Annotated in this window: 12 protein-coding genes and 2 pseudogenes; 10 read left to right on the top strand and 4 right to left on the bottom strand. The window is 68.4% G+C overall.

Going from position 1 to position 11,588, the window contains the following annotated elements:
- Together ACWDRB_RS16945 and ACWDRB_RS16940 are read left to right on the top strand one after the other, a co-directional pair.
- Positions 1–364: DNA-directed RNA polymerase subunit beta (locus ACWDRB_RS16945; RefSeq protein ID WP_449894675.1), on the top strand; the 364-nt coding region annotated here is incomplete at its 5' end.
- A 17-nt stretch (positions 365–381) separates the two neighbouring features.
- Positions 382–4,257, top strand: a complete 3,876-nt coding sequence (locus ACWDRB_RS16940; RefSeq protein ID WP_449894673.1) for a DNA-directed RNA polymerase subunit beta' — start codon at positions 382–384, stop codon at positions 4,255–4,257.
- Positions 4,258–4,489: 232 nt separating this feature from the next.
- Here the strand turns inward: ACWDRB_RS16940 and ACWDRB_RS16935 are convergent, their stop codons facing one another.
- From ACWDRB_RS16935 to ACWDRB_RS16920, 4 genes are all read right to left on the bottom strand, one after another.
- On the bottom strand, positions 4,490–4,693 hold the full coding sequence (locus ACWDRB_RS16935; RefSeq protein WP_449894671.1) for a hypothetical protein: 204 nt from the start codon (positions 4,691–4,693) through the stop codon (positions 4,490–4,492).
- Between the two features lie 212 nt (positions 4,694–4,905).
- On the bottom strand, positions 4,906–5,667 hold the full coding sequence (locus tag ACWDRB_RS16930; RefSeq protein WP_449894669.1) for a radical SAM protein: 762 nt from the start codon (positions 5,665–5,667) through the stop codon (positions 4,906–4,908).
- A complete protein-coding gene (locus tag ACWDRB_RS16925; RefSeq protein WP_449894667.1) occupies positions 5,601–6,320 on the bottom strand; it encodes a hypothetical protein in 720 nt (239 codons plus the stop codon). Before ACWDRB_RS16925 ends, ACWDRB_RS16930 begins: the two co-directional genes overlap by 67 nt.
- A 10-nt stretch (positions 6,321–6,330) precedes the next feature.
- Entirely contained in the window at positions 6,331–6,999 is a 669-nt protein-coding gene (locus ACWDRB_RS16920; protein ID WP_449894699.1) for a TetR/AcrR family transcriptional regulator, read from the bottom strand.
- Between the two features lie 222 nt (positions 7,000–7,221).
- On the opposite strand from ACWDRB_RS16920, the gene ACWDRB_RS16915 reads away from it, so the two are divergent.
- The 8 genes and pseudogenes from ACWDRB_RS16915 (at position 7,222) to rpsG (ending at position 11,499) form a co-directional block, all read left to right on the top strand.
- Entirely contained in the window at positions 7,222–7,419 is a 198-nt protein-coding gene (locus tag ACWDRB_RS16915) for a thiomuracin/GE37468 family thiazolyl RiPP peptide (RefSeq protein ID WP_449894665.1), read from the top strand.
- Positions 7,419–7,994, top strand: a complete 576-nt coding sequence (locus tag ACWDRB_RS16910; RefSeq protein WP_449894662.1) for a hypothetical protein — start codon at positions 7,419–7,421, stop codon at positions 7,992–7,994. Before ACWDRB_RS16915 ends, ACWDRB_RS16910 begins: the two co-directional genes overlap by 1 nt.
- Positions 7,987–8,529: pseudogene (locus ACWDRB_RS16905) on the top strand (TOMM precursor leader peptide-binding protein); the annotation flags it as partial. The gene ACWDRB_RS16910 and the pseudogene ACWDRB_RS16905, both read left to right, overlap by 8 nt.
- 214 nt (positions 8,530–8,743) lie before the next feature.
- Positions 8,744–8,923 (top strand): annotated as a pseudogene (locus ACWDRB_RS16900) (YcaO-like family protein); the annotation flags it as partial.
- A gap of 13 nt (positions 8,924–8,936) precedes the next feature.
- Positions 8,937–9,305, top strand: coding sequence for a YcaO-like family protein (locus tag ACWDRB_RS16895; protein WP_449894660.1), 369 nt, complete (start codon positions 8,937–8,939; stop codon positions 9,303–9,305).
- Positions 9,306–9,393: 88 nt separating this feature from the next.
- Entirely contained in the window at positions 9,394–10,449 is a 1,056-nt protein-coding gene (locus ACWDRB_RS16890) for a M20/M25/M40 family metallo-hydrolase (protein ID WP_449894658.1), read from the top strand.
- Between the two features lie 202 nt (positions 10,450–10,651).
- Positions 10,652–11,026, top strand: coding sequence for a 30S ribosomal protein S12 (gene rpsL / locus ACWDRB_RS16885; RefSeq protein WP_020542315.1), 375 nt, complete (start codon positions 10,652–10,654; stop codon positions 11,024–11,026).
- A gap of 2 nt (positions 11,027–11,028) precedes the next feature.
- Positions 11,029–11,499: a 30S ribosomal protein S7 gene (rpsG, locus tag ACWDRB_RS16880; RefSeq protein ID WP_043623423.1), complete on the top strand. Its 471-nt coding sequence runs from the start codon at positions 11,029–11,031 to the stop codon at positions 11,497–11,499.
- Positions 11,500–11,588: the final 89 nt, after the last annotated feature.

Here is an 11,588-nt window from a genome sequence, read left to right as displayed (position 1 = left end):
GCTGGGTGGTAAGGCGCAGTTCGGTGGCCAGCGCTTCGGTGAGATGGAGGTGTGGGCGCTGGAGGCGTACGGCGCCGCCTACGCCCTGCAGGAGCTGCTGACCATCAAGTCCGACGACGTTCTCGGCCGGGTGAAGGTCTACGAGGCCATCGTCAAGGGCGAGAACATTCCCGAGCCGGGCATTCCGGAGTCCTTCAAGGTCCTCATCAAGGAAATGCAGTCGCTGTGCCTCAACGTCGAGGTGCTCTCCAGCGACGGCATGTCCATCGAGATGCGCGACACGGACGAGGACGTCTTCCGCGCGGCGGAAGAGCTCGGCATCGATCTGTCCCGGCGTGAGCCGAGCAGCGTGGAAGAAGTCTGAGGGGGAGATCGCACAAAATGCTGGACGTCAACTTCTTCGACGAGCTCAGGATCGGCCTCGCGACGGCCGACGACATCCGTCAGTGGTCGCACGGCGAGGTCAAGAAGCCCGAGACCATCAACTACCGCACCCTCAAGCCGGAAAAGGACGGGCTCTTCTGCGAGAAGATCTTCGGTCCGACCCGCGACTGGGAGTGCTACTGCGGCAAGTACAAGCGCGTCCGCTTCAAGGGCATCATCTGTGAGCGCTGTGGCGTCGAGGTGACTCGCGCCAAGGTGCGTCGTGAGCGGATGGGCCACATCGAGCTGGCCGCGCCGGTCACGCACATCTGGTACTTCAAGGGCGTCCCGTCGCGCCTCGGCTACCTGCTCGACCTGGCCCCGAAGGACCTGGAGAAGGTCATCTACTTCGCGGCCTACATGATCACGCATGTCGACACCGAGATGCGTGAGCGTGACCTGCCCTCGCTGGAGGCGAAGATCTCCGTCGAGCGGCAGCACATCGAGCAGCGCCGTGACGCCGACGTCGAGACCCGGCAGAAGAAGCTCGAGGCCGACCTGGCCGAGCTCGAGGCCGCCGGGGCCAAGGGCGACCAGCGCCGCAAGGTCCGCGAGGGCGCCGAGCGCGAGATGCGTCAGCTCCGCGACCGGACCCAGCGCGAGCTGGACCGGCTCGACGAGGTCTGGAGCCGCTTCAAGAACCTCAAGGTCCAGGACCTCGAGGGCGACGAGCTGCTCTACCGCGAGATGCGCGACCGCTTCGGCCGCTACTTCAAGGGCGGCATGGGCGCGCAGGCGATCCAGGACCGCCTGATCAGCTTCGACCTCGACGTCGAGTCTGAGAACCTGCGCGAGACGATCCGCAGCGGCAAGGGCCAGAAGAAGGCCCGCGCGCTCAAGCGGCTCAAGGTGGTGTCGGCGTTCCTCAACACCACCAACTCGCCGCGCGGCATGGTGCTCGACTGCATCCCGGTCATCCCGCCGGACCTGCGCCCGATGGTGCAGCTCGACGGTGGCCGGTTCGCGACCTCCGACCTCAACGACCTCTACCGCCGGGTCATCAACCGGAACAACCGCCTCAAGCGTCTGCTCGACCTCGGCGCGCCCGAGATCATCGTGAACAACGAGAAGCGGATGCTGCAGGAGGCCGTCGACGCGCTGTTCGACAACGGCCGTCGCGGTCGCCCGGTCACCGGTCCCGGCAACAGGCCGCTGAAGTCCCTGAGCGACATGCTCAAGGGTAAGCAGGGTCGTTTCCGCCAGAACCTGCTGGGCAAGCGAGTCGACTACTCCGGCCGTTCGGTCATCGTCGTCGGCCCGCAGCTCAAGCTGCACCAGTGCGGTCTGCCCAAGCAGATGGCGCTGGAGCTGTTCAAGCCGTTCGTGATGAAGCGGCTCGTGGACCTCAACCACGCGCAGAACATCAAGTCGGCCAAGCGGATGGTCGAGCGCGCCCGCCCCGTGGTGTGGGACGTGCTCGAAGAGGTCATCACCGAGCATCCGGTGCTGCTCAACCGCGCTCCGACGCTCCACCGTCTGGGCATCCAGGCGTTCGAGCCGCAGCTGGTCGAGGGCAAGGCCATCCAGATCCACCCGCTCGTCTGCACCGCGTTCAACGCGGACTTCGACGGCGACCAGATGGCCGTGCACCTGCCGCTGTCGGCTGAGGCCCAGGCCGAGGCACGCATCCTGATGCTCTCGACCAACAACATCCTCAAGCCGGCCGACGGCAAGCCCGTGACGATGCCCACCCAGGACATGGTCATCGGCCTCTACTGGCTGACCACCCAGAAGGAAGGCGCGATCGGCGAGGGCCGCGTGTTCGGCTCGATCGCCGAGGCGCAGATGGCCTTCGACCGCCGCGAGCTGGAGATTCAGGCGAAGATCCAGCTCCGGATGAAGGACATCCTGCCGCCGCGCGACTGGGTTGCGCCCGAGGGCTGGGAGCAGGGTGACCCGATCCGGCTGGAGACCACGTTCGGCCGGTGCCTGTTCAACCTGACGCTGCCCGACAGCTACCCGTTCGTCGACTTCCAGGTCGGCAAGAAGCAGCTGTCCACGATCGTGAACGAGCTGGCGGAGACCTACCCCAAGATCGAGGTCGCCGCTTCGCTCGACGCGCTCAAGGACGCCGGCTTCCGCTGGGCGACGCGCTCCGGTGTCACGATCTCGATCGAGGACGTCGTCGCGCCGCCGAACAAGACCGACATCATGGAAAACTACGAGCGCCGGGCCGACAAGGTCCAGCGGGAGTACGAGCGCGGTCTGATCACCGACGAGGAGCGCCGTCAGGAGCTCATCGAGATCTGGACGCACGCGACGGCCGACGTCGAGACCGACATGGTCAACGCCTTCCCGGCGACCAACCCGGTCTGGATGATGGTCAACTCCGGCGCCCGTGGTAACAAGATGCAGGTCCGGCAGATCGCCGGCATCCGCGGCCTGGTGTCCAACACCAAGGGTGAGACGATCCCGCGGCCGATCAAGGCCTCGTTCCGCGAGGGCCTGTCGGTGCTGGAGTACTTCATCTCCACCCACGGTCAGCGGAAGGGTCTTGCCGACACCGCCCTGCGTACCGCCGACTCGGGTTACCTGACCCGTCGTCTGGTGGACGTGGCGCAGGACGTCATCGTGCGCGAGATCGACTGCGGCACCGACCGCGCCGTCCCGCTGCACGTCGGCGAGCGCGACGCGTCGGGCAACCTGGTCAAGGCCGAGAACGCCGAGTCCAACGTGCACGGCCGCATCCTGGCCGAGGACGTCGAGGTCGACGGCAAGGTCATCGCGGCGGCGGGTGTCGACATCAACGACAACCACGTCACCGCGCTGGTCCAGGCCGGCATCGAGACCGTCCGCACCCGCAGCGCGCTCGTCTGCGAGGCCAAGATCGGTGTCTGCGCGACCTGCTACGGCCGCTCGCTGGCCACCGGCAAGCTCGTGGACGTCGGCGAGGCGGTCGGCATCATCGCCGCCCAGTCGATCGGTGAGCCTGGCACGCAGCTGACCATGCGTACGTTCCACACCGGTGGTGTGGCCGGCGCCGACATCACCCACGGTCTGCCCCGTGTCACGGAGCTGTTCGAGGCGCGCATCCCCAAGGGTGTCGCCCCGATCTCCGAGGCCGAGGGCCGGGCTCGCATCGACGAGACCGACAAGACCAGGAAGATCGTCATCACTCCGGACGACGGCTCGGAAGAGATCGCCTACCCGGTGTCGATGCGTTCGCGCCTGCTCGTGCAGGACGGTCAGCGGATCACGGTCGGGCAGCAGCTCGTCGCCGGTGCGGTCAACCCCAACGAGGTGCTGCGCATCCTCGGCCCGCGGGCCGTGCAGCTGCACCTCGTGGCGGAGGTCCAGCAGGTCTACCGGTCGCAGGGTGTGTCCATCCACGACAAGCACATCGAGATCATCGTGCGGCAGATGCTCAAGCGCGTGAACGTGCTCGAGTCCGGTGACACCGACCTGCTGCCCGGCGAGCTCGTGGAGCGGCCGCGCTTCGAGCTGATGAACCGCGAGACGGTGGCGGAGGGCGGCTCGCCGGCCGCCGGCCGTCCGGTCCTCATGGGCATCACCAAGGCGTCGCTGGCCACCGAGTCGTGGCTGTCGGCGGCCTCCTTCCAGGAGACGACCAGGGTGCTGACGGACGCGGCGATCCACGCCAAGTCCGACTCGCTGCTGGGCCTGAAGGAGAACGTCATCATCGGTAAGCTCATCCCGGCCGGCACGGGCATGCCCCAGTACCGGAACATCCGGGTGGAGCCGACCGAGGAGGCCAAGGCGGCCATGTACACCGTGGGTGGCTACGACGGCTCCGCCGCCGACTACACCTTCGGGACTGGCAGCGGCGAGGCGGTTCCGCTGGAGGAGTACGACTTCGGTCAGTACAACCGGTGACGTTCTTCTAGTCGCCGGGTGACGCGCCCGGGCTCCCGATCACGGGGGCCCGGGCGCGCTGCTTTCCGTGCCCGTTCGGTGTGGCGGGCTCAAGATCATCTGGTACGGCGGTGCACGGTGGGCGCCACTCGCCGTACGGGGCTGATGGCCCTCCAGGAGACGGCCTCTGACCCTTCACCGGCTGACCGCCGCAACGGCGCCCGCTTGACCGGCTCCGTGGCTCCCACCCCACTCACCGCACGTCCCGCACCGGCTGCGGTCGTGGGCGGTTATGTGGGTGAGGGGTCAGGGGGATCACCTCGTTGGTGGTGGTGTCCGGGGTGGTGATCCAGTTGAGGGCGATGAAGATCTGGGCGATGTCGTCGCGGTGGAGGCGGATGCCGTTGCGGTCGACGATGACCCGGCCGTGCTCGTTCATGCGTTCCAGGTACGCCATCACCTCGGGGTCGGAGCAGGCCGTGCGGAGGGGGACGCCGGTGCGTTCCTGGTAGAGGCGGGCGTCCAGGCCCTCGGCGGTCGTCAGCGCCTGGGACAGGAAGTGGAGGGTGAGCTGTGGGGAGTGGGCCGGAGCGTTGACGTCGAAGGCCAGCGGGTTGGCGTTGTAGTGGGCCAGCTTGCCCTTCTCGTAGCTCAGTTAGCGGCGGCCGATCAGGGAGTTGGCGCCCGAGCCGAAGCCGATCCAGTCCATCCGGAGCTGGTAGTACGCCTCGTCCGACTGGCAGCGTGGGGGCCGAAGTAGGACATGGCGTATTCGGGGAAGCCTGCCCCTTCCAGCAGCTCCCTGGCGATGCCGTACGCCTGGAGCTGGAGGTTGAGGTCCAGCTGGGCGCCCCGGTGGACCTGCTTGCGCAGCACCGTGCCGGGGCCGGCCCGGTAGGGGTAGATCGAGAAGTGGTTGATGGGCAGGGTCAGGGCCGTACGGACCGAGTCGGCGACCTCCTGGCCGGTCTGCCCGGGGAAGCCGACGATCAGGTCGATGTCGATGTTGGTGAAGCCGGCCTCGTGGGCGTCCTGGACGGCGGTGAGGGCCTGGTCGGCGGCGTGGGCGCGGCCGAGGCGGCGCAGGCGCGCATCGTCGAAGGACTGGACGCCGATGCTGATCCGGTTGAAGCCGAGTCCGCGCAGGAGACGTAGTTTGTCCCGGTCGAGGGATTCCGGGCTGCCCTCGATCGTGGCCTCCCTGACCGTGCTCAGGTCGAACTCGGCGGACAGCGTGCCGTGTAGGGACTCGATCTCGTGAGGGCCGAGGATGCTGGCCGTGCCGCCGCCCCAGTAGACGATGTCGGGGTGGTAGTGCTCGCGCAGGGCGGGGGCCTGGACGCGGATCTGGGTCTTGATGGCCTTCAGGCAGGCGACGCGGCCGGAGCTCTGCTCGCCCAGCCGCAGGTCGCGTACGGGGACCTGGACCACCCAGTCGCAGAAGTGGCACTGTCCCTGGGGCGGGTACGGCGGTCCGCGCAGTGCTCGCGCAGGTAGTCGTTCATCTCCGCCATGGCCGCCGCCACCCGCCCGGCCGGCGACGAGTCGGCGAAGTCGGGCACCTGGAGCGACATGAGCCGGTCCGACCAGGTGCGGAACAGGTCGCGATCGGACGGCGGGACGCCGAGCAGCTCGGCGATCACCATCACGGGCAGCGGGTGCGCGATCCTCTCGACCAGGTCGAACTCGTCCTCGTCGATCTCGTCCAGCAGCGCCGTGGTGAGCTCGGCGATCCGCGGCACCATGTCCGAGGACATTTTCGGGGTGAACGCCTGGCTGACGAGTTTGCGGAGCTTTCGGTGCTCCGGCGGGTCGGTGAGCATCAGGCTGCCCGCGCTGAACGGATCGCCGCCGGGCCGGAGCCGGTTGATGTCAGAGGAGAACGTCGCATAGTCCGACATCACCCGCTGTGTGGCCGCATGCCGGAAAACATGGAAGATGCCGAATGCGTCGCGCCAGAGCGGTTGTTCGTCCCGCATCGTGCCGAGCCACTTGAGGAGGGTCTGGCCGCCGTCCTGGATACGCGGCCGGGAGTCGACCGGCATCGTCATCGTCGGGTCCGGCGGGACGTGTGTCTCGTTCACAATTGACTCCTCAGACGGAGGCGGCCAGGGGCTGGGGGATGAGTTTCGCCCGGTATTTCGCCGCGGCACCGTCGAAGATCTCGACGGTACGGCGGGCGGGATCGGTCAGCTCTGCGGCTGGGACCTGGTCAGCAGGTTCGAAAGAGCTCCTGATGAGACCGGCCAGACTGTCGGCGTGGGCCGCAAGATCGGGTCGCGCGCCGGCGATCTCGGCGTGCAGATGAAGTTTGATGAAACCGGAAAGCAGGGCGTCGAGCGCGAAACTGTGGGACGGGTCCCACATTCCGCCCTCGTGCAGCATCCGGAGATAATCGCGAAATGGCGTGAACGTGGTGAAGCGATAACACTGGAAGCCGAACTGCGGATCGTCGCAGGCTCTTCCGATCATTTCTTTGTCGGAGGTGTAGAGTGCTCGGAAGAGTGGATGCTTGAACACGAGCGTGAACAGCTCGCGAGAGAACTCCGAGAGCTGCGCGACGGCAGGACGAAGCATCGCTATTCGCGAAATGTCCTGGCAGACTCCGACAATTTCCTGAATGACGAGCGTTCTTATGAGATCGTCTTTCGTGTCCCAGCTGAGATAGATGGTGCCCTTGCCGATGTTCGCCCGGCGGGCGATCTCGTCCATCGTGGTCCGCTTGTAGCCGGATCGCAGGAGCAGGCTCCTGGTGACGTCCATCGTCCGGCGTACGCGATCGTCGCTGGTCCTGGCACCCGTGCTGCGCGTTGAGACAACGCTCATGGCTCGATGGCCCCTTCCCCGTAAGAGCTGGTGCGCATTAGGCCGGTATTCCCTACCGACTAGGGGGCTTTTCGTTTGAGATGTGCTCTGGACCCGTCAGAGCTGGAGGTTTCGAAGATAAATTTCGATAGGGCGTTTACCCCCGGAAGGAGAGTCCGCATGGACCTCAGCGATCTGCCCATGGACGTCTTCGAACTCGCCGATGACGGTGTTGCGGCCGAGTCCCTTACTGCTGGTCACGGCATGACTGAAGTGGGAGCTTCGTGTAACTGCTTCTGCTACATCTGCTGCTCCTGCTCGAGCGCCGCCCGCGCCTGTTGCCTTTTGGCGCCAATAAAGCGAATGGGGCTCATGTAATGACGGTTATTGAGCGGGAAAACGACGGCCCGCCGGTCGCTGTCCGCACATGCGGGGTCGCGGCCGCGGAGCTGGAATCCCTGCGTTGGGACGAGTCCTATGCGCTGGTGACCCGGCTGCTCGCCGAGACCGCCCGGGTGAAGGCGGAGGGGCGGCGGCTGGCTGTGGCGCTCGGTGACGTCATCGGACAGCTCGGCGCGTCCGGGCCCCGGCCCGCGCTCGTGGGGCTGCGGCGGGCGCTGCACACCGGGCGTCTTCCCTCTGGGCGGGAGTGGGGGTCCGAGGCCGGGACGGCGTTGCCGTACGGGCTGAGGGGTGAGGTGGAGGAGTGGGTTCGGCGTGCGCGCGAGTGCGCCGGGCTGCGCGCCCGCCTGCCCGAGCTGTGCCCGGTCGTCGCGCAGGAGCCACCGGTCGCCGTCGACACCGAGGCGGCGGGGCTCGGCGCAGATGAGCTCGCCGCCGCCCGGGCCGGAGCCGGGCTGCGGGTCGGCGCCGTTCCGCTGGATCACGACCGGGAGGTACACGCGCTCATGCCGCACGTCGTCCGCGTCGTCACGGAGCCGCTCCATGGCTGAGGTCATGGGGACGGGCCTGCTGGCCGAGGAGATCACGATCGCGCTGAAGGACCGCGACGGGCGGGAGGAGGTGACGATCACCGCCTGCGACGGCTGGGCGCGCGGCCCCCGGCGCGACGCGGCCGCGTGGCTGCCCGTGTGGGTCGAGTACGGGGTCGCCGTCATCGGGCCGCTGCGACGGCCCGGCGAACCCGGCTGCCTGACCTGCTTCGACACCCGCCGGGGCCGGGTCAGGACCGACAGCGCCGATCGGGCCGCCGTCCTGGCCGTCCACGGCCCCGAACTCGCCGAGCGGGCCTCCCCGTACCTCGGCCGCCTGGCCGCCCGCACGATCGCGGCCCTGGCCGCGCACGCCGCCGAGGGTCCCGGGTGCGCCGTCTGGTACGTCGACCTGCGCACGCTCACCGCCGAGCGCCACACGTTCCTGCCGGAACCCCACTGCCCCGACTGCGGCGGCCTGCCGGACGACGACCGCGCGTCCGCCGTGTTCGAGCCCGGCGCCGCCCCGCGACCTCCCGGTTACCGGGTCAGGGACGTGCCGGCCGAGCACGGCGCGCTGCTCGACACGTACGTGGACGGCGAATGCGGGCTGATCAGGCCCCTCGTCCGGGACACGCTCGGCGGCCTGGTGATCGCCGGGGCGATGCTGCCGCTGCGGTTCGAGGGCGGTTCGGAGCCCGGCGGAGGGGTTCGCGTTCCGGCCGTTCATCGAGGACGCAGTCTGCGACTGGGTGTAGGGGTACTCCTTCGGCCGGCGGGCGCCGATCCTCGTGCCGGAGAGCCTGGCTTATTACTACGTGCGGGGGCGGGAGCGGCCGTTCCTGTTCGAGATCTCGAAGGGGTGCGCGCTCGGCGGCAGCATGGCCGAGGCCCCGCTCTATGGGCTGCTGGAGACGGTCGAGCGGGACGCCTTCCTCATGACCTGGTACGGGCCGGCTCCCGGTGCCGCGGATCGACCCCGGCACGGCACGGGATCGCACCATCCCGCTCCAGGCCGCCGCGATCACCGTGGAGACCGGCTACCGGGTCGAGCTGTACGACACGACGGTGGAGCACGGCGTCCCCAGCGTGTGGGCGATGGGCGTGCGGCAGGACGGCGACCCGGGCAGGCCGCGCATGGTGTGCGCCGCCGGGGCCCATCTGGTGCCGGAGAAGGCCGTGCTCGGCGCGCTGAGCGAGCTCGGGCCGCTGCTGGCCGACCTGATCCGGCGATATCCGGACGAGGTCCACCGAGCCCAGGAGATGGTGATAAATCCTGATCTGGTGGCCACGATGCACGACCACTCCACAACCGCAGGGTGCGCGGTCTGACGCGTCCGCTGGAACTGCCGTACCGGCTCGGCCACCGCGCCGCGCCCCTGACCCCGGCCGACCTGAACCCCGACCCGCACCCCTTCCCATGACCTCCGAACCATCCCCCGCCCCGCCCGAACCGTCCCCCACGTCGCCGGGGCCGCCTCCCGCGCCACCCGAGCCGTCTTCCGCGCCGCCCCTACCGTCTCCCGCTCGGCCCGGGTCGTCTCTCGTGACCGCCGAGCTGCGTGACCTGGCGATCTTCCGGGCCGACCTGCACGCCCACCCCGAGCTGTCCTGGCAGGAGGCCAGGACGGCCGCTCGCCTGGCGGGGCGGCTGGTCGCGGCCGGGTACGAGGTGACGACCGGGGTGGGCGGCCATGGGGTGGTCGGGAGGCTGTGCCGCGGCGACGGGATCACGGTCATGCTCAGGGCCGAGCTGGACGCGCTCCCCGTCAAGGAGGAGACCGGTCTGTCGTACGCGAGCACCGCCACCGCGACGACCCCCGACGGCGGGACGGTCCCGGTCTCCCACGCCTGCGGTCACGACCTCCACCTCGCCTGCCTGGCCGGCGCCGCCCGGCGGCCGGCCGCCTCCGACGACTGGCGCGGCACGGTGCTCGTGATCGGCCAGCCCGCGGAGGAGACGCTGGAGGGCGCCGCGGCGATGCTGGCCGACGGCCTGTACGAGCGGTTCGGCGTCCCGGACGTGGCGCTGGCCCAGTACGTCTCGCCGTTCCCCGCGGTTCGCCTACCCGGAACCGCCCACCGCGGCCGGCGCCGAACTCCGCGTCGTCGTCACCGCCCCCGGCGGCACGGCCTGCGAGGATCTCCCCCTCTACGGCGTCCCTTTCGTCTACTGGTACGTAGGCGCGGCCCCACCCTCTGGCCTGGTCGGACGCCCGCATACCGGGACTTTCCGCCCCGATCCCGCGCCCATGTTGAGGGCAGGGGTCACCGCCATGCAAACGGCTGCCCTGGCAGTCCTTGCGAACCCGTCACAGTTCGCCCCTCCATCCCGATATCATGGGCCCGGAGCAGTAGCCGAGCACTGATGAAAACGGTCTCGGCGTCCTGGAGTGGCAAGGCTTGTCCGCTTTGCCGCGCCGCTTTGACGTGTCGCAGAGGCCTGGGTACTCTTGAGCTTCGTGCCCGTCTCTAGCGGGCCCTCGACCGTGCGCTCATTACGAGCGCGGGACGGCTTCCTGGCTCGTAAACCTCGCGGGACGTCTGCGTGAATAGCGCGACACGCCCGAGCGCGGGGGCACCGAGACAAGAAAAATCAGCAGGTCATGACACCGGCAGTACCTGCGAAATGCATCACAACTGACGAAACACCGGCCAAGGCACGAAACGGAGTGGCAGTGCCCACTATTCAGCAGTTGGTCCGCAAGGGCCGGCAGGACAAGGTCTCCAAGACCAAGACTCCTGCCCTCAAGGGGAGTCCGCAGCGGCGCGGCGTGTGCCAGCGCGTGTACACCACGACCCCGAAGAAGCCCAACTCGGCACTGCGCAAGGTGGCCCGCGTTCGACTCACGAACGGCATCGAGGTCACGGCCTACATCCCCGGTGTGGGCCACAACCTGCAGGAGCACTCCATCGTGCTCGTGCGTGGCGGTCGTGTGAAGGACCTGCCCGGTGTTCGCTACAAGATCATCCGTGGCTCGCTGGACACCCAGGGTGTCCGCAACCGCAAGCAGGCACGCAGCCGCTACGGCGCCAAGAAGGAGAAGAGCTAACTATGCCTCGCAAGGGTTCTCCTGGCCGTCGTCAGCTCATGTCTGACCCGGTTTACAGCTCGCCCCTGGTGACCGCCCTGATCAACAAGGTGCTTCTCGACGGCAAGCGCTCCATCGCGCAGTCCATCGTGTACGGCGCCCTCGAGGGCTGCAGGGAGAAGACCGGTAACGACCCGGTCGTCACCCTGAAGCGCGCGCTCGACAACGTCAAGCCGACCCTCGAGGTCCGCAGCCGCCGCGTCGGTGGTGCCACGTACCAGGTGCCGGTCGAGGTGCGCGCCGCGCGCAGCACCACCCTGGCCCTGCGCTGGCTGGTGCAGTACTCCCGCGCCCGCCGCGAGAAGACCATGACCGAGCGCCTCATGAACGAGCTCCTCGACGCCAGCAACGGCCTTGGGGCGAGTGTCAAGAAGCGCGAGGACACCCACAAGATGGCCGAGTCCAACAAGGCCTTCGCCCACTACCGCTGGTAACCCCGGCGGGTTCGACGAGACGACGAGGACGCGAGAGAAGTGGCCACCACGACCGCTCTTGACCTGGCCAAGGTCCGAAACATCGGGAT

Source organism: Nonomuraea sp. NPDC003707, from assembly GCF_053587055.1.
The sequence above is the reverse complement of the archived record's forward strand: the minus strand, read 5'-3'. Positions and strand labels throughout refer to the sequence as shown.